General features: G+C 40.8%; 17 protein-coding genes. 8 read left to right on the forward strand and 9 right to left on the reverse strand.

The genetic code is table 11. The features are described 5' to 3' along the window. The first annotated feature begins 210 nt into the window (after positions 1-210). Positions 211-1,263, forward strand: a complete 1,053-nt coding sequence (locus MKL36_RS01755) for an MBL fold metallo-hydrolase (RefSeq protein ID WP_000653392.1) — start codon at positions 211-213, stop codon at positions 1,261-1,263. A 66-nt stretch (positions 1,264-1,329) separates the two neighbouring features. Here MKL36_RS01755 and katG read toward each other — a convergent pair whose 3' ends face one another. The 3 genes from katG to MKL36_RS01770 form a co-directional block, all read right to left on the reverse strand. After that, the gene (katG, locus tag MKL36_RS01760) at positions 1,330-3,486 is read right to left on the reverse strand and encodes a catalase/peroxidase HPI (RefSeq protein ID WP_021511356.1); all 2,157 of its coding nucleotides are present in this window, start codon (positions 3,484-3,486) and stop codon (positions 1,330-1,332) included. Positions 3,487-4,016: 530 nt separating this feature from the next. Beyond that, positions 4,017-6,311, reverse strand: a complete 2,295-nt coding sequence (gene ptsP / locus MKL36_RS01765; RefSeq protein ID WP_000069121.1) for a phosphoenolpyruvate--protein phosphotransferase — start codon at positions 6,309-6,311, stop codon at positions 4,017-4,019. An 85-nt stretch (positions 6,312-6,396) separates the two neighbouring features. After that, entirely contained in the window at positions 6,397-6,882 is a 486-nt protein-coding gene (locus MKL36_RS01770) for an RNA pyrophosphohydrolase (protein WP_000567254.1), read from the reverse strand. Between the two features lie 182 nt (positions 6,883-7,064). On the opposite strand from MKL36_RS01770, the gene MKL36_RS01775 reads away from it, so the two are divergent. Next, positions 7,065-7,715, forward strand: coding sequence for an HAD family hydrolase (locus tag MKL36_RS01775; RefSeq protein WP_021511355.1), 651 nt, complete (start codon positions 7,065-7,067; stop codon positions 7,713-7,715). A gap of 4 nt (positions 7,716-7,719) precedes the next feature. On the opposite strand, the gene MKL36_RS01780 is transcribed toward MKL36_RS01775, so the two are convergent. Continuing rightward, entirely contained in the window at positions 7,720-8,580 is an 861-nt protein-coding gene (locus tag MKL36_RS01780) for a LysR family transcriptional regulator (RefSeq protein WP_001046500.1), read from the reverse strand. Between the two features lie 117 nt (positions 8,581-8,697). Beyond that, positions 8,698-8,952, reverse strand: coding sequence for a DUF2061 domain-containing protein (locus MKL36_RS01785; RefSeq protein ID WP_000244900.1), 255 nt, complete (start codon positions 8,950-8,952; stop codon positions 8,698-8,700). Between the two features lie 237 nt (positions 8,953-9,189). Here MKL36_RS01785 and leuC point away from each other — a divergent pair, with 237 nt between their 5' ends. The 4 genes from leuC to leuB all read left to right on the forward strand — a co-directional run bounded on the left by leuC (position 9,190) and on the right by leuB (position 13,088). Continuing rightward, positions 9,190-10,608 carry a 3-isopropylmalate dehydratase large subunit gene (gene leuC, locus MKL36_RS01790; RefSeq protein WP_000907603.1) on the forward strand — a complete coding sequence of 473 codons (1,419 nt, stop codon included), beginning with the start codon at positions 9,190-9,192 and terminating at the stop codon, positions 10,606-10,608. An 18-nt stretch (positions 10,609-10,626) separates the two neighbouring features. Then, positions 10,627-11,274 carry a 3-isopropylmalate dehydratase small subunit gene (gene leuD, locus MKL36_RS01795; protein WP_000649453.1) on the forward strand — a complete coding sequence of 216 codons (648 nt, stop codon included), beginning with the start codon at positions 10,627-10,629 and terminating at the stop codon, positions 11,272-11,274. Between the two features lie 112 nt (positions 11,275-11,386). Next, positions 11,387-11,977, forward strand: coding sequence for a hypothetical protein (locus MKL36_RS01800; protein WP_001984507.1), 591 nt, complete (start codon positions 11,387-11,389; stop codon positions 11,975-11,977). A 31-nt stretch (positions 11,978-12,008) separates the two neighbouring features. After that, complete coding sequence (gene leuB, locus MKL36_RS01805) at positions 12,009-13,088, forward strand: 3-isopropylmalate dehydrogenase (protein ID WP_000043186.1); 1,080 nt, start codon at positions 12,009-12,011, stop codon at positions 13,086-13,088. Positions 13,089-13,141: 53 nt separating this feature from the next. Here the strand turns inward: leuB and MKL36_RS01810 are convergent, their stop codons facing one another. Then, entirely contained in the window at positions 13,142-13,549 is a 408-nt protein-coding gene (locus MKL36_RS01810; RefSeq protein WP_002058669.1) for a hypothetical protein, read from the reverse strand. A gap of 168 nt (positions 13,550-13,717) precedes the next feature. Between MKL36_RS01810 and MKL36_RS01815 the strand changes: the two genes are divergently transcribed. Continuing rightward, positions 13,718-14,086 (forward strand): lysozyme inhibitor LprI family protein, encoded by a 369-nt coding sequence (locus tag MKL36_RS01815; RefSeq protein ID WP_000724602.1) that lies wholly within the window; start codon positions 13,718-13,720, stop codon positions 14,084-14,086. A gap of 51 nt (positions 14,087-14,137) precedes the next feature. On the opposite strand, the gene infA is transcribed toward MKL36_RS01815, so the two are convergent. Continuing rightward, entirely contained in the window at positions 14,138-14,359 is a 222-nt protein-coding gene (gene infA, locus MKL36_RS01820; RefSeq protein WP_001284370.1) for a translation initiation factor IF-1, read from the reverse strand. Positions 14,360-14,623: 264 nt separating this feature from the next. On the opposite strand from infA, the gene MKL36_RS01825 reads away from it, so the two are divergent. Then, a complete protein-coding gene (locus MKL36_RS01825; protein WP_002009591.1) occupies positions 14,624-15,634 on the forward strand; it encodes an AraC family transcriptional regulator in 1,011 nt (336 codons plus the stop codon). A gap of 19 nt (positions 15,635-15,653) precedes the next feature. Here MKL36_RS01825 and truA read toward each other — a convergent pair whose 3' ends face one another. Further along, the gene (gene truA / locus MKL36_RS01830; protein ID WP_001190102.1) at positions 15,654-16,451 is read right to left on the reverse strand and encodes a tRNA pseudouridine(38-40) synthase TruA; all 798 of its coding nucleotides are present in this window, start codon (positions 16,449-16,451) and stop codon (positions 15,654-15,656) included. Positions 16,452-16,465: 14 nt separating this feature from the next. Further along, on the reverse strand, positions 16,466-17,437 hold the full coding sequence (locus MKL36_RS01835; RefSeq protein WP_021511354.1) for an asparaginase: 972 nt from the start codon (positions 17,435-17,437) through the stop codon (positions 16,466-16,468). Positions 17,438-17,442 lie beyond the last annotated feature (5 nt).

Below are 17,442 nucleotides of genomic sequence, written 5' to 3' on the forward strand. Positions count from 1 at the left end.
TAATAAGAATAGTAATTAACGAATCACAAACTCAACACATCTAAACATTTTTTTGTGGCACTTTAGATTGATCTATGTCGGCTGTGACAAAAATAAAAGGGATATTTATATGATAAATAAGTGTAAGTGTCATAGCTTAATTTATTTAAATCGCTAAGATAGAAAACTGAATGATTCATCCTCCTGATGCTACAACCATAGAATAAGCCCATGAAAGACAAGCCGACATTAACTTATCAATTGCCGACTCAGTCCTGTTGGACGCATACATGGATAAAACCACCTTTTTGTCATCCTGAACTGGGCCATGAAAATGACACCCGTTTTTATAATCAGCAGCCTAGATCGCCTGCACGAGGATCGAAAGAGTTATTGCGTTGGTTAGTCACTCGTGAGTCTTATACTTGGAATGTTGATATTCAGAATGAATATGATGTACGTGTTAATACACCAATTGCTTTACCACAAAACCGTCCACATGCGGATTTAGATGATTGGCAAGTTTGGTTTGTAGGGCATGCTACGGTACTCATTCAAATTGGACCTTATAACTTTATTACCGATCCGGTATGGTGTGACTACGCAAGTCCTTTACATGGCCGTGGTCCACGCCGTGTATGCCCAGCGGGTTTTGCTTTAGAACAGTTACCTACCATTCATGGGGTATTGTTGAGCCATAACCATTATGACCACATGGATTTAGCAACGCTTGAGTGGCTTCATAAGAAGTTTGCTATGCCGATTTATACAGGGCTTGGCAACGGATTTTACTTACCTAAAGAGTTCCATGTAATTGAAATGGATTGGTGGCAGGAAATTCCTTATCACGAATTAAGAATTGTTTATACACCTGCTCAGCATGGCTCGGGGCGGGGTTTACGTGACCAAAATAAGGCACTTTGGGGCGGTTTTTCGGTTTTGGCGAAAACAGGACATTGTTTTTTTGCGGGTGATACCGGTTATGCGGGCCACTTCAAACAAATTCATACGCGCTATGGCGCGCCGCGTGTGGCCTTACTTCCAATCGGAGCTTATGAACCTCGTAAATTAATGAGCTATGTTCATATGAATCCGCAAGATGCAGTTCATGCGCATCTAGATTTACAAGCACATCGGTCGGTGGCAATTCACTATCGAACTTTTCAGTTAACGGATGAGGGGCGTGAAGATCCTGAACATGCATTAGCTCAAGCCATTAAAGCTTCATCAAAGCTTGCTAATCCTTTTTATTGCATTCGAGAAGGGCATAAATTGACTGTCTAAAATTCATTGTTTTGTATTAAAAAAGCCAGTTCAATTTGAACTGGCTTTTTATTATTTTGGCTTAAATTAAGCTAAGTCAAAACGGTCAAGATTCATGACTTTAGTCCATGCAGCAACAAAGTCTTGAATAAATTTTTCTTTACCATCTGCCTGAGCATAAACCTCTGCTAATGCACGTAAGATAGAATTCGAACCAAAGACTAAATCATTACGTGTTGCGGTAAATTTCACTGTGCCTGATTTACGGTCTTTACCTTCAAATACTTCACTTGTTGAATCAACAGGTGCCCATACATTCGACATGTCGAGTAAGTTTGTGAAGAAGTCTGTGCTGAGTACACCAACTTGCTGAGTGAAGACACCATGTTGAGAACCATCCCAGTTAGTGCCCAGTACACGTAAACCACCAATCAATGCAGTTAACTCTGGTGCAGTCAAAGTCAGTTGTTGTGCTTTATCAATTAATAAGACTTCAGCTGGTGTGTTGACTCCCTGTTTTTTCCAATTTCTGAAACCGTCAGCAAGACCGAGCAGTAATTGGAATGATTCAACATCGGTTTGACTTTGTAATGCGTCAACACGACCAGGGGCAAACGGAACGGTAATATTGAAACCTGCCGCTTGAGCAGCTTGCTCTACACCAACATTACCAGCTAACACGATTAAATCCGCCAATGACAATAGGGTTGATGCCTTGAGCTCTTCAATTTTAGTTAAAGTCTCAACAGCTTTTTTGTTTACTTCCCACTCACGTTGTGGTGATAAAGCAATACGTGCACCGTTTGCACCACCACGTTTATCTCCACCACGGAATGTTGATGCAGATGCCCATGCAAGGGAAACCAACTCACCAGCAGATAACCCTAGAGCAACGATTTTTGCTTTTGCATCAGCAATGCTTGCAGAAGATGGTGTAGCGCTAGCAGCAGGTAATGGATCTTGCCAAATTAAATCTTCAGCAGGAACTTCTGGACCTAAATAACGTGCTTTTGGTCCCATATCACGGTGGGTTAATTTAAACCAAGCACGAGCAAAAGCATTGGCAAAGGCTTGTGGATCGTTAAGGAAACGACGAGAGATCTTTTCAAACTCAGGATCAAAACGTAGGGTCAAATCTGTAGTAAGCATCGTTGGCTTACGTTTAATTGATGGGTCGAAAGGATCTGGAATAATGGCTTCAGCATCTGCTGCTACCCATTGAATTGCGCCAGCAGGTGAACGTTCTTGTACCCATTCGTATTTGAAGAGGTTTTCAAAGAAGTAATTGCTCCATTGTGTTGGCGTTTGTGACCAAATAACTTCTAAACCTGAAGTGATCGCATCTTTACCGACACCTGTGCCATAGCTGTTTGCCCAACCAAAGCCCATTTGTTCAATTGGTGCACCTTCTGGGTCTGCTTGGACATGGTCAGCAGAGGCAGCGCCGTGAGTTTTACCTAAAGTATGACCGCCAGCAATCAAGGCAACAATTTCTTCATCATCCATTGCCATGTTGCCGAAAGTGGCACGAATAAACGGTGCTGCTGAGCGTGGGTCACCACTCGCTTGTGGTCCTTCAGGGTTCACATAAATTAGGCCCATTTCGGTTGCAGCAAGATTACTGCCCGCCAATGCTTCAGAGTTACGATGAGCTAACCATTCTTTTTCATCGCCCCAGTTTACATCGTTGTCTGGTTCCCAAACATCTTCACGACCGGCACCAAAACCAAAGGTACGGAAACCAGAAGACTCAAGTGCGATGTTCCCGGCAAGAATAAATAAATCGGCCCAAGATATTTTTTGACCGTATTTTTGTTTAACTGGCCATAGTAAACGGCGTGCTTTATCTAAACTTGCATTGTCAGGCCAACTATTTAATGGAGCAAAACGTTGTTGACCACGACCGGCACCACCACGGCCATCGCCCATACGATATGTACCGGCAGCATGCCACGCTAAACGGATAAATAAGCCCGTATAATTTCCCCAGTCGGCTGGCCACCAGTCTTGGGAATCGGTTAATACATTTTTGATGTCGGCTTTAAGTGCGTAGTAGTCGAGTTTTTTAAATTCTTGACGGTAATTAAAATCTTTACCGAGCGGATTAGAGCGTTCTGAATGTTGATTAAGTAAGTCAACACGTAATTGATTTGGCCACCAGTGTAAATTAGCCGTGCCACCACCGACTGTTACTTGCGGTTTTGAGTTATGACCTGAAAAAGGACATTTTGATTCGTTTGACATGATTATATTCTCTCTGGGTAATATTTATTGAGCTCTTAATAAAAATGAAGGCTCATTTTCCTGGACTTCTGGGTTAAAAAATGATGCGTATCGAATAAAGAAATGAGAGAACAAATGGTGAGAGAAACCGTTTTAAAAATTTTTCACTGTTATGTCAGCTCATCAGTTTTATTCAACAATACATGAGTTTCCTTTGTTTATTATTCCTTCAATTTACTGCATGAAGGCTAAAAAACAAGAGGGAAAATGGTTCAAATTTTGCAAATAATGACGCATGGCATGAGCTCCTTAATCATTGAAACATCGCAATATCTTTCAATTTCGTTCTTTAAATATACTAGAATCTGATTGTTTATTTTTCAAATGGATTAAATTGTCCATATTAATTGGTAAAACCGATTTTTGGGGAATTAAAGATCAGGAGTCCGCTAAGTGGCAGCTTAAAAATGAAGAGAAAATTTAAAAATAGATGAATTGAAAAATAGATGAATTGAAAAAGGAGAGCTTTTTGACTCTCCTTTTTTAAATATTTATACGCTTACAAGGCGGTTAGATTTAACCATATCGGCTAGACCGTGAGTTTTAAAGTAGTACTCAAGCCAGCTTTTTACAATAAGCGGATTATTCATTTTCATGACATCATCAAGCAGCTTTTGGGCATCTGACATTGGGACATGGCAAATTGCTTTTCGGACACGCAAGATGTTACTTGAACTCATCGAAAGGGTATTGAAGCCCATGGCCATCAGTAAGATCGCCGATAACGGATCACCCGCCATCTCACCACAAATACTTACCGGTTTTTGGTATTTATGGCATTCCTTCACGAGTCGAGTTAAAGCCCGCAAAATAGACGGATGGAAGTGTGAATAGACGTTTGCGACATGCGGATTATTACGGTCCACAGCAAGTAAGTATTGAGTTAAGTCATTTGAACCAACCGAGAAGAAATCGACAAGTTCGGCGAACTCATCAATTTGTAGCAGTACACTCGGTACCTCAACCATAATCCCGATTTTTGGTTTGGTAATTTTAACTTGTTCTTCTTCTTGCACTGCAATCCAGTCACGCTCAAGTAAATAAAGTACTTCTTCGACTTCACTTACTGTCGTTACCATTGGCAATAGGATGTGCAAATTATTTAAACCAATACTGGCTTTGAGCATTGCTCGGATTTGTGCTGAGAAAATCTCCGGATGATCGAGCGTGAAACGAATACCGCGCCACCCTAATGCCGAGTTCTCTTCTTCAATACTGAAGTAAGGTAAGTCTTTATCGGCACCAATATCGAGGGTACGCATGACTACCGGCTTATTGGCAAAGTGACTCAACTGTTGGCGATAGATGGCACGTTGTTCTTCTTCACCTGGGAAACGTTCCCGTAACATGAATGGAATTTCACTACGGTACAAACCCACACCTTGAGCGCCACGTTGTACACCGCGGACTACATCAATCATAAGGCCCGTGTTCACAAACAGTTGAACAGAGACACCGTCTGGTGTAATCGCTTCTTTGGTCTCATATTGTTTGAGATCTTTTGCGATTTGCTCGTCTTCTTTTTGAATTTCTTTATAACGTTGACGTAAACGACGTGGAGGGTTCACAAAAACACGGCCCTGATAGGCATCCACAATCATTTCTGCATCATCAAGCGTATTTACAGGCAGTTCGGTTACGCCGACAACCGTTGGAATACCTAATGCACGGGCAACAATCACCATATGCGAATTAGCTGCGCCTTCTGACGTCACAATCGCTGCGATATTATCTACTGGTAATTCTACTAGCGCTGCGGTACTAATTTCTTCACCAATTAAAATACTGTCTGGGCTAAGTTCACGGTGGCTCGAATCTTCTTCTTGTAAGCACGCTAGAATACGTCGCCCTAAGTCTTTAAGGTCAGAAACGCGTTCACGAAGATAATCGTCCTCCATTTGTGCAAATAGGGCAGTGTGTTTTTCAATTACACGGCGCACCGCACCTTGTGCCCAATGCCCATCACGGATCAGTTCTTTAATTTCTGCAGGTAAGGCATTTTCATCTAGCATTCTTAAGAATACGCTAAACAAAGCCCGTTCTTCTGCCATGAGCGAGTCATGCATTTTTTCATCTAAAGAACGAATCTCTGAACGTACCGATGAAATAGCTTGATCTAAAATGCGGAGTTCATCGCTGATATCTTCTGCTTCACGGTCAGGTACTGAACCTAAGTCGGCAGGCGGATATAAAATAATAGCGCGACCTAAAGCCACCCCACCTGCACCGGAAACGCCTTGGAAGGTCTTATAGGCAGGCCCATTGCTTGGCTTACGAAATACGTCAATATTTCCAACCGCATGCGCATGTGCAATAACACCTGAGAGCTGTGCACATAAGGTGACTAAAAATGATTCGGCCGCTTCACTAAAATCTTGAGGAAGCCGATTTTGGACAACTAAAACACCCATAACCTTACGGCGATACATGACGGGTACGCCAAGGAATGAGTTATAAATTTCTTCGCCCGTTTCAGGTAAATACAAAAAGCGTTCGTGCTTTGGCGCATTGTCAAGGTTAACAATTTCTTCACGTTGCCCAACCAGACCCACCAAGCCTTCACCTAACTGCAATGAAACATGCCCAACAGATTCTGGATTTAAGCCTTTTGAGGCCATCAATACATAACGTTGATTGCGTTCATCGAGTAAATAAATAGAGCAAACATCCACTTTCATGGCCTCAGCAACCTGATTGACCATAATGTCTAACGATTCATGCAAACTCACGGACGCATTAATCTCTTGGACAATGCGTCTTAGAGTGTCGAGTTGCATGTTTGACATGGATGTATACTCCAGTATTTTTTTAGACTATGAATGTATTTATAACAGCACTTTTAATAAAAATCATTTGCTAGATAAATGATTTTTAGGGTAATTGTTGCACTGGCAACTGTGTACACAACTCCACCATGGCTTTACGGTAAACATCACGTTTGAAGTTCACCACTTGACCAAGAGGATACCAATAGCTAACCCACTGCCATTCATCGAATTCAGGCGGGTCGGCGAGGTTTAACTGAATGTTTTTTGCAGGCGCAGTTAACTTCAGTAAAAACCATTTCTGTTTCTGTCCGATACATACGGGGTCAGAGTCTGACCGAATATACCGATGTGGCAAACGATAACGCAGCCATCCTTTGGTTTGCGCAATAATCTGGACATGCTCGGGCAATAAGCCGATTTCTTCTCTCAGTTCTCGAAAAAGTGCCTGTTCAGGGGTTTCTCCAAACTGGATGCCTCCTTGTGGAAATTGCCAAGCATTGTGACCAATGCGCTTTGCCCATAAAACCTGTCCATCATCGTTTGCCAAAATGATCCCGACATTGGGTCGGAAACCTTCTGAGTCGATCATTTGGCTACCTAAATATTGTCTATATCGTTGACTTCGATCACGGGGACAAACACTTTTTTATGTCCAGCTCGAAAAGATCAAAGTAAAATGTTTAAATTGTTACGATCTTAACGAATTTCTATCGACTAGCGGAGATAGATTTACATTTTTTTTCTTAAATTTCAGTTTAAACGAGAATTTTCATGAAACTGGCGTTGTTTGATTTAGACCATACCTTGTTAAATACCGATTCAGACCACTCGTGGGGTGAATTTTTAGTCAATGAAGGTTTGGTTGATCCGATTCATCATCGTCAGATGAATGATAAATTTTATGAAGACTACAAAGCAGGGCAACTAGATCCATATGCTTATAATGAGTTTGTTTTCGGCTTTCTAACAAAGCATGACAATAACTACTTAACTGAGCTTCATCAGTTGTTTATGGAAAAAGTGATCCGCCCTCAAATGCGACCAAAAGGTTTTGATGCAATCAAAAAACATCAAGATTTAGGCCATACCATTGTAGGTATTACAGCAACAAGTGATTTTATTACTGCGCCGATTTTCCGTGAATTTGGAATTACTGAAATCTTAGCAACTAACGCCGAGGTTGCTGATGGTAAATATACAGGTAAAGTGGCGGGTTTAGCGTGTTATCAAAAGGGCAAACTTGCACGTCTTGAGGCATGGCTGGACGGTCGTAGCGTTTCTGAGTCTTGGGCTTATTCAGATTCAATTAATGACCGTTTTTTACTTGAATATGCAACGCATGCGATTGCAGTCAACCCTGATGATCGCCTTGAAAAGTTAGCTCAAGAGCACAACTGGGAAATTCAGGACTGGTCGATTTAATTGACTACTCCTGCATCATTTTAATTAGTTCCTGCATGGCTCTAGATTGAGTACGTGCAGGATGCCATACCATACCTAGCTGACGGTTCATCTCGACATTTAAATCAAGCTGCTGCATATCTTGATTCAGCAGAGTTTTTGGTAAAACTGACCAACCTAAACCAATAGAAACCAACATACGAATTGACTCTAGTGGGTTATTGCTCATGGTAATTTTCGGTTTAAGGCCTTGTTTTTCAAACTCAGCTAAAGTGATTTGAGCTGTATAAGTCTGTGCGGCAGGCAGCAAACTTGGATATTCAATTAAATCTTGTAAGGTTAAATTCTTTTTTTGAGCCAATGGATGAAATGGAGCAGCTACAAAAACTAAAGGATCATTCCAGATCGTAATATAGTTAAGACGCTCATCACCTGAGGGCGGGAGTGTTAAAAAAGCTAACTCTAAATCGCCAGCAAGTACCTGTTCGTGTGCTTGTTCGGAATCAACAAAATGTACGTCTAGCGTGACTTGAGGAAACTGCTGAACAAAGTGTTTAAGCGGAGCAGGCAAGTGATGCAAACCGATGTGATGACTCGTCCCGATTTTTAAACGACCTTGTATTTGGGTTTGCTCATGACTTAGCGTGTGGTGAATATCACGAAGTTCATTTAACCAGCTTTTAACTTTTGGTAATAATGAATGGGCAGCATGAGTTGCTTGAACCCCACGGCCTGCCGACTCAAATAGCTTTACGCCAAAGTACTCTTCTAGGCTATGAATACGTTTGGTGACAGCAGGTTGAGTAATAAATAGTTGATCTGCAGCCACAGAGATCGAACCTGTTTCCATAACTTTTACAAAAGCTTCAAAGGCTGCAAGATTCATAATACAACTCTACTTGGAATAGAAAAATCGAGAGAGGCTAAAGTTGCCAAGCCAAAATCGTATCATGCTTGCAGCTCAACGTTCTATAAAGTTGTGATTTAGCGTATTAATCTTAATCTAAGCAGTCGTCTCGTTTTCGCTTAAAGCTGATATACGGCGGTCTTTTGCTGCCCATACTTTTTCATGAAAGAAAAATGCAAAAGCTTGTACTGTTGGTTCTAACATACTTAATGTTAAAGCCATCCAAATATTACCCGTTACAAAGTAGGCAACTAACATGGCTACCGTAATATGCATTATGTAGTAACTTAAGGTTTTCTTTAATGTACGTTGATTATTAACAACGAATTTTTGAATATTAGCCATAACCATTCTCTCTACCTGTATTTGATATTTTTAGTATAGAGATGAGAGTATAAGATTAAAAATGGATTATGCAAATGATAATCATTAGCAAATCCGATTTATATATTTTGACCGATATTAAAACATTCAGGAATGATTCCTAAAAGTTTTCTAATTTATAAAAATGATAAATTAGATTTATGTAAAACTCTGGCTATAATCGAAGAAAGATTAGAATTACCCAGTCCAATGGAGCAAGACGACATGGCAGGCAAAACTTTATATGACAAATTGTGGGATGACCACGTAGTTACTCAGCGTGATGATGGTTCGTGCTTACTTTATATCGACCGTCATTTATTGCATGAAGTAACAAGTCCACAAGCATTTGAAGGTTTGCAACTTGCTGGTCGTCAACCATGGCGTTTAAGTGCAAATGTAGCTACCCCAGACCACAACGTTCCAACCTCTAAAAAAGAACGTGATCAGGGCATCGCTGGTATTGAAGATGATACATCTCGTATTCAGGTTCAGACCTTAGATGATAACTGTAAGGCATTTAATATTGTTGAATTCGGTATTAATGATATTCGCCAAGGAATTGTGCATGTTGTTGGGCCTGAACAGGGCTTAACTTTGCCGGGTATGACGGTGGTGTGTGGTGACTCACATACAGCGACTCACGGTGCTTTTGGTTGCTTGGCACATGGTATTGGGACATCTGAAGTTGAACATGTGTTAGCAACACAATGTTTGGTTCAGAAAAAATCTAAAAACATGTTGGTTCGCGTCGATGGCGTTTTAGGTAAGGGTGTAACACCAAAAGATGTAGTGTTGGCCATTATCGGTAAAATTGGTACTGCTGGCGGTACGGGCTATGCAATCGAATTTGGTGGTCAGGTATTCCGTGATATGTCGATTGAAGGACGTATGACGGTATGTAACATGGCGATCGAAGCTGGTGCTCGTGTGGGTATGGTTGCTGTTGATGATAAAACCATTGAATACGTAAAAGGTCGTAGCTATGCACCAAAAGGTGAGCAATGGGAACAAGCCGTTGCTTACTGGAACACATTGCATTCAGATGACGATGCTGTGTTTGATGCAGTTGTTGAATTAAATGGTGCGGAGATTGAACCACAAGTGTCTTGGGGTACTTCACCTGAGATGGTTATTCCGGTGTCGAAAGCTGTACCAACTTTAGAACAAGCGAAAGATGACGTACAACGCAATGACTGGACACGTGCTTATCAGTATATGGGCTTAAATGCAGGTCAGGCATTAGCTGATATTCAACTTGATCGTGTCTTTATCGGTTCTTGTACGAATTCACGTATTGAAGATATTCGTGCTGCTGCTGAAGTAGTTAAAGGTCGTAAAGTGGCACCTAGCATTAAGCAAGCCATGATTGTTCCGGGTTCTGGTTTAGTTAAACAACAGGCAGAAAAAGAAGGTTTGGATAAAATTTTCTTGGAAGCTGGCTTTGAGTGGCGTGAGCCGGGTTGCTCAATGTGCTTGGCAATGAATGCAGACAAGTTACAACCAGGTGAGCATTGTGCATCGACGTCTAATCGTAACTTTGAAGGCCGTCAGGGTAATGGCGGTCGCACTCACTTGGTCAGTCCGGCAATGGCCGCAGCGGCTGCGATTGCAGGTCATTTTGTTGACGTTCGTTCATTTTAATTCGGTCTGGAGCAAACCATGAAAGCTTATACAGTTGAACAAGGTATCGTTGCACCATTAGATCGTGCCAATGTTGATACAGATTTAATTATTCCAAAACAGTTTTTAAAGTCGATTAAACGTACAGGTTTTGGCGACAACTTATTTGATGAACTTCGTTATTTAGACGAAGGCTATCCGGGACAAGACAATTCAGTACGTCCAAAAAATCCGGATTTCGTTTTAAATCAGCCTCGCTATCAAGGTGCAACCGTTTTAATTGCTCGTACTAACTTTGGTTGTGGTTCAAGCCGTGAGCATGCGCCTTGGGCATTAAACGAATATGGTTTCCGCACTGTTATTGCGCCAAGCTTTGCTGATATTTTCTTTAATAACTGTTTTAAAAACGGTATGTTGCCAGTCATTTTGCCTGAAGACACTGTTGATCAGTTATTTAAGGAATGTGCTGCGCAAGAAGGATATCAATTAACAATTGATTTGGCTGCGCAAGAAGTTCGTACACCAACTGGCGAAGCATTTAAATTCGAAGTAGATCCATTTCGTAAGCATTGCTTGTTAAATGGTTTGGATGATATTGGCTTGACACTTCAAAATGCGGATGCAATTCGCGCTTATGAAGAAAAAACCAAACAGGTTCGTCCTTGGGTATTCCAAGAGATAAATTAACCTTTCGGTACATTTTAAACATAGTCATGGCGTCGTGTTCAAACTCTTGCTAACATGCTAAAGCATAACAACAGCTTAAAATTATGCACTAGATGAGGATTGGGCTTGAACAATGAAGAGGAACGTTACTCATAGCTTTTTGTTGAGCCTGTGCGCGATAACACTAAGTGCTTGTCAGAGCACTTACAATGTAGTGGATACTGTTCGTATTAAGCAGGCTGAACAAGAAAATTTGGGGCAGAATGCAGCAATATATTGTTCGGGCGCAAAAAGTTGCGAATTTGAACGGCTAAATGATATTACTGTTGTTGATGCACAGACACGTCGTATTAGTAATCAGGCAATTCATCAAGGAATTGTGAGATTAAATGGTTCGGTGTTAAGTCAAAGCAATAGTTTGTATCTATCTGTGCCTGCCAAACAATATGAAGTGGTGATTCGTTATTATCCGATTTCTCCAGATCGGGCTGAAACGATTCATGTTATTCACCAATTCAAAGCTAACCATCGCTATATGTTTAAAATGTACCGAGACAAATCTAACCGTTCGGGTAGTTTGCTAAATGTTTCTGTACCAGATCCATTATGTGTTGACTTAGAGCAGGATGGGCGGGTAATTCGCCGTTTTTGTCGACCATTTGATGTCACCACAGGACTAGGTGAATTTCTCGAACAGAAAAAACTAACACCACGGCAGTCATAACGCTGTCTTGTCTTTGAAAATGGAAAACTTCATGTCTAAACAGATTTTAATTTTGGCTGGCGATGGGATTGGTCCTGAAATTGTTGGGGCAGCAGAAAAAGTATTAAATAAAGTAAATGAAAAATTTAATTTGTCGTTGACTTGGGAACATGGCTTGTTAGGTGGTGCAGCGATTGATGCTCATGGAGAGCCGTATCCAGCTGTAACTAGCGAGCAAGCAAAGAAGGCTGATGCCATTTTATTAGGTGCTGTTGGTGGACCAAAGTGGGACACTATTGAACGTTCTATCCGTCCTGAACGCGGTCTTTTAAAAATTCGTAGTGAACTTAACTTATTTGCTAATTTGCGCCCAGCGATCTTATATCCACAATTAGCTGATGCTTCTAGCTTAAAACCTGAGATAGTTGCTGGTTTAGATATTTTGATCGTTCGTGAATTGACTGGTGGTATCTATTTTGGTCAACCACGTGGTATTCGTGAACTCGAAAATGGTGAAAAACAGGGGTATAACACTGACGTTTATTCTGAAAGCGAAATTAAGCGTATTGCAAAAGTTGCTTTTGAACTTGCAGGATTACGTGGCGGTAAAGTGTGTTCTGTAGATAAAGCCAATGTTTTAGAAGTAACAGAGCTTTGGAAGCAAACGGTCACAGATTTACAGCAAGCCAATTATCCAAATATTCAGCTTTCACATATGTATGTGGACAATGCTGCCATGCAGCTTGTACGTGCGCCTAAACAGTTTGATGTAATCGTGACAGGTAACTTGTTTGGCGATATCTTGTCTGATGAAGCAGCAATGCTTACCGGCTCAATTGGTATGTTGCCATCGGCTTCTTTAGATGAAAATGGCAAAGGCATGTATGAACCTTGTCATGGTTCAGCGCCTGATATTGCAGGGCAAAACGTTGCAAACCCGTTGGCAACCATACTTTCAGTTGCGATGATGCTTCGTTATACCTTCCGTGAAGAAGCTGCTGCTAAAGCAATTGAAGATGCAGTAGGGCAAGTACTTGATCAAGGTTTACGTACAGCCGATATTATGTCTGAAGGCATGACTAAAGTAGGTACAGCCGAGATGGGTGAAGCAGTCGTTGCTGCTCTTGCTTAATCGCTACTTTGCTAAAAAACGCAGCTTAAAGCTGCGTTTTTTTATGGTTGTGTTTAGCAAGCTTTACCTTCGTATTGAATAGACTCGGCAATGTCATTTTTGAGCTTAAAAATAACCTTGCAATTAAAGTTAATATCATAAGAGTTGCCGCTCAAATTTCCTGATTGCACAGGAATAGAACCACCTCTCATATCGACATTACTCACCATCGGAATTGGGATGCTTAAGGGCCGTAAAATTGTATAAATAAGTTGATCAGAAGTTTTTTGTGGTGTGCGGGCGACTTGAAAGCCAAGACTCCGTAAGTTGAGATCTTGCTGAATCGTTGTAGATGATTTGCCTATAAAATTTTTTAAATATTCTTGTAAATCTATAGATTGGCGTGGATGACTAGCACAGCCGTTAATATTAAGCAGCATGAATGAAAGCAAACTCATTTGACATAAGGTAGATATATTCATTTTTTCTCTATATAGAATTATATTTATCATTAAAGAACAATAGGTTGGATTTGCTAACTTGTAAAGTAAAAAAGCAGGATTATGATAAATAGAAGGTGAGTTTGCCTTTAGACTTATTCTTATATTTACAGACTAATAATAATTGCCCAAAACTTAAGGAAGAAGAGTATGAAAAAAATAGTTTTTGCCTTTTTGTGTTTCGGAATAACCGCGGTCTATGCTGATAACTGTGATAGTGCTCGTAATACTTATGATGATATTTACTGTACCAATAAAATCTATGCGAGTGCTGATGCAGACCTGAATAAGAATTATCAGGCATTAAGAGCGAAATTAAATACAGCACAAAGAAATACGCTTAAGAAGTCGCAGCTTGCTTGGATACGCCAACGTGATGCTGAATGTACAGATTCTAATAGAAATAGCGTAGACGTGCAGTGTCGTTTACAGACAACGCAAGAAAGAAACCATTGGCTGCAAGAAAGATTGCGTGAATGCCAAACGGTGGGATGTAAAACCAGTCGATTAAGTGAATAAAAAACACAATAAAAAAGCCACATGATGAAGTGGCTTTTTTGCATTCACTAATTAGCGAGCACGGTACGTAATACGACCTTTGGTTAAGTCATATGGAGTCATTTCGACTTTCACACTGTCGCCAGTAAGAATACGAATATAGTGTTTACGCATTTTACCAGAAATGTGTGCAATAACTTCGTGACCGTTTTCAAGACGTACACGGAACATCGTATTAGGAAGCGTTTCGGTGACAACGCCTTCGAACTCAATGAGTTCCTCTTTATTGGCCATAGCCTACCTGATGATCAAATTGGAAAGGCGCAAATTATAGTCAATTTATTTAAAAAAAACAAGATAGACATCTTCTTGTGAAAGCATCTGGTTAAAGTATGACTAATAAAAAAAGATGTAATTTTTTTCACAAAAGAACTCTAATTCTGTTGTCAGTTTGGTCAATCAACGCTAATCTAAAATCATAGTTATTAGGGACTGTTCATGCATAAAGAGTCAACAGCTCCTAAGTATCAATGAAGTATCTACATGGAAGGGCACTGCGTGGGTCAGCTAACAGATGCATCAGTTGTATTACGTTTTGGCTATCAAGCAATTCGTCGTGCAGGATTGCCAACAGAAGAAATATTAACTAAAGCGGGAGTCGCTTTAAATCAGGTCGATACAAACGCACGTACTCCGTTAAGTGCGCAGTATGCCTTTTGGACTGCTGCTCAAGAAGTCAGTAAAGATCCAGACATCGGTTTGCATTTAGGTGAGCATTTACCTTTGTACCGTGGTCAGGTGATTGAACATTTATTTATTAGTAGTGAAACTTTTGGTGAAGGGCTTAAGCGAGCTTTGGCTTACCAGCGTCTCATTAGTGATGCATTTGATGCAAAACTGGTGGTTGAAGATGGACGCTGCTATTTGACCAATGGTGAGCAGGTAGGGGCAGACAATCTTGTTAATCGTCATTTTTCAGAATGTGCGATTTCAGGTGTGCTCAGATTCTTCAAATTTATTACCGAAGGCCAGTTTCATCCGATCTTCATTGATTTTAATTTCAGTGAAGGTGCTTCTGAAGATGAATACTTCCGCGTCTATGGCTGTCCGGTAAGCTTAGGGCAGAAAGAAACACGGCTATATTTTGACCCTGCCATTTTAGATTTTCAGCTTTGGCAGGCAGAGCCTGAATTACTTCAATTGCATGAACAATTGGCAATTGAAAAGTTACAAGAACTTGCCCGTTATGATTTAGTGGGTGAGGTTCGTCGTGCGATTGGTTCGACACTTGAAAGTGGAGAAACGACGCTAGAAACCGTAGCGGCACAATTAAATATTACGCCGCGTCGTTTACGGACGCAGTTAAGTGAAGCAAATACCAGCTTCCAGCAAATACTTTCTGACTACCGTTGTCGTTTAGCTAAAAAACTTTTAGCAAATACTAATGAAAGTGTTGAGCGTATTGTGTATTTAACTGGTTTTTCTGAACCGAGTACATTCTACCGCGCGTTTAAGCGCTGGACTAACGAAACACCGGTTGAGTACCGTAAGCGTAAGCAACACCGTTAGAACTAAAAATTGGTTAAGCCTACTCAGGTAGGTTTAACCAATGTGGCCCGAGCGGTGGTTGTGGTAAGTCAAACTGCTCGGGATAATAACATTGAATAAAATAGAGACCATCAGGTGGGGCGGTAATTCCTGCTGCCTTTCGATCTTCGGCTGCGAACATTGTATCAATATGGTCGATTTCATACATGCCTTGCCCAATTTCAAGTAAGCAACCCATAATATTTCGAACCATATGATGTAAAAAGCCATCAGCTTGAATATCTAAAACCAAATAACGTCCATGTTCAAACAAACGGCAATGCTTTACATGTCGTACAGGTTGATTTGACTGGCAGGCTGCTGCACGGAAGGTTTCAAAGTTATGCGTACCTTCAAATTTGCTGGCAGCTTTAATCATTTTTTGCACGTCTAATTTTTGATAAATATGCGTGACTTGTTTATGTAAAAGTGCAGGGCGATGTGGAGCGTTATATACAACATAGCGGTAGCGACGAGCAGTGGCTTTAAAACGTGCATGGAACTCTTCATCCATCTGTTTAATCCACTGAATTGAAATATCCTTAGGAAGTTGGCTATTTGCTCCCATGATCCATCCACGCTCTGGACGAATTGCATTGGTGTCAAAATGAGCCACCATATTTGTTGCATGTACTCCTGCATCTGTTCGACCAGCACCGTGAAGTGTGATTGGTTCATCAGCGATTTTGCTGAGTACACGCTCTATAGTTTCCTGAACGCTGGCAACGCCTGGCTGTTGTGTTTGCCAACCTCGATATTGAATACCACTAAATTCAATACCGACCGCATAACGTTGCATGGCTTCACCTCTATTTAATGCAGATTTTCATTCCAATGGTTCAACCATTGTTCTGGGGTTGGGTATTTTAAATAGATTTGAAGTGCTTTTGCATAGAGATCTGCATGGCTATGGGCATCATTAATGGCAATTTTTGCAGTTTTGGCCCAAGCACTAATTGCATAACGTTGGTCAATACCCCCAAAAGTCACTTGTGTCGCCAAAATTGGTACACATCCACGAGCATAGAGTTCATCTAATGTTGCCAAAAATTCATCGTTTACGGCGATATTACCTGTACCAAAACCTTGCAACACTAAAAAGTGTGGTGGGGCAGGAAGTAAGTGACGTAATTGTTGTACTAAATGCTGTGTTGCAATCGGTTGCATCATCCAGTTTAAAAGCTGAAAGGAAGCAGCTTTTTCAATTTGAGCATCTTGTACGATCAATTCATTTTGCTGAGGCGTAAACTCAACGTTACTACTTAACCCTGAAAATGCATCAAGTTCAGTGGTATGCGTTTTTAATGCAGTTTGTGCGTGAAATACTTGATGGTGGAATGCGAGATAAGCACCAACCGGAAGTGCAATGACCTGCTCTAATGCAAGATATAAGTTTTCAATTGCATCAGTAAATTCACGGGTGTTATCACCTTGAATATTGAGTAACGGGTATTGGCTACCAGTAATCACAATATGACAGCTTTGCCCTAAAAAGCGAGCTAAAGTCGCAGCTGCATAACTGAGCGTATCTGTACCATGAATCACAACAAAATGCTGATAGCCTTCTAGTTGTAGTTGTTGTATGCGTTGAATTAGGCGTAACCAGTCAGGTGCTGTACATGCACTGCTATCGACAATATTGGGCGCAGCAAAGCAATCAACTGTTAAGTGTGGGGGAATCACTTTCTCAAGTTGAGGTAGGAATTGGTCATAAGGCATAGGAGCTAAAGGTTCACCAATGCAACCAAAAGTACCACCCATATAAAATAAAGCTATTTTTTTCATCTTTT

This window comes from Acinetobacter sp. AOR12_HL (genome assembly GCF_027855275.1).
GTDB classification, from domain to species: Bacteria; Pseudomonadota; Gammaproteobacteria; order Pseudomonadales; family Moraxellaceae; genus Acinetobacter; species Acinetobacter baumannii.

Excerpts from the sequence above, each read along its gene's own strand:
- MKL36_RS01780 (WP_001046500.1), bottom strand. The coding sequence starts at position 8,580 with ATGAATCTTGCAGCCTTTGAAGCTTTTGTAAAAGTTATGGAAACAGGT.
- katG (WP_021511356.1), bottom strand. The coding sequence starts at position 3,486 with ATGTCAAACGAATCAAAATGTCCTTTTTCAGGTCATAACTCAAAACCG.
- leuB (WP_000043186.1), top strand. The coding sequence starts at position 12,009 with ATGTCTAAACAGATTTTAATTTTGGCTGGCGATGGGATTGGTCCTGAA.
- leuD (WP_000649453.1), top strand. The coding sequence starts at position 10,627 with ATGAAAGCTTATACAGTTGAACAAGGTATCGTTGCACCATTAGATCGT.
- MKL36_RS01815 (WP_000724602.1), top strand. The coding sequence starts at position 13,718 with ATGAAAAAAATAGTTTTTGCCTTTTTGTGTTTCGGAATAACCGCGGTC.
- truA (WP_001190102.1), bottom strand. The coding sequence starts at position 16,451 with ATGCAACGTTATGCGGTCGGTATTGAATTTAGTGGTATTCAATATCGA.
- MKL36_RS01785 (WP_000244900.1), bottom strand. The coding sequence starts at position 8,952 with ATGGTTATGGCTAATATTCAAAAATTCGTTGTTAATAATCAACGTACA.
- MKL36_RS01800 (WP_001984507.1), top strand. The coding sequence starts at position 11,387 with ATGAAGAGGAACGTTACTCATAGCTTTTTGTTGAGCCTGTGCGCGATA.
- MKL36_RS01770 (WP_000567254.1), bottom strand. The coding sequence starts at position 6,882 with ATGATCGACTCAGAAGGTTTCCGACCCAATGTCGGGATCATTTTGGCA.
- MKL36_RS01835 (WP_021511354.1), bottom strand. The coding sequence starts at position 17,437 with ATGAAAAAAATAGCTTTATTTTATATGGGTGGTACTTTTGGTTGCATT.
- leuC (WP_000907603.1), top strand. The coding sequence starts at position 9,190 with ATGGCAGGCAAAACTTTATATGACAAATTGTGGGATGACCACGTAGTT.
- ptsP (WP_000069121.1), bottom strand. The coding sequence starts at position 6,311 with ATGTCAAACATGCAACTCGACACTCTAAGACGCATTGTCCAAGAGATT.
- MKL36_RS01775 (WP_021511355.1), top strand. The coding sequence starts at position 7,065 with ATGAAACTGGCGTTGTTTGATTTAGACCATACCTTGTTAAATACCGAT.
- MKL36_RS01810 (WP_002058669.1), bottom strand. The coding sequence starts at position 13,549 with ATGAATATATCTACCTTATGTCAAATGAGTTTGCTTTCATTCATGCTG.
- infA (WP_001284370.1), bottom strand. The coding sequence starts at position 14,359 with ATGGCCAATAAAGAGGAACTCATTGAGTTCGAAGGCGTTGTCACCGAA.
- MKL36_RS01755 (WP_000653392.1), top strand. The coding sequence starts at position 211 with ATGAAAGACAAGCCGACATTAACTTATCAATTGCCGACTCAGTCCTGT.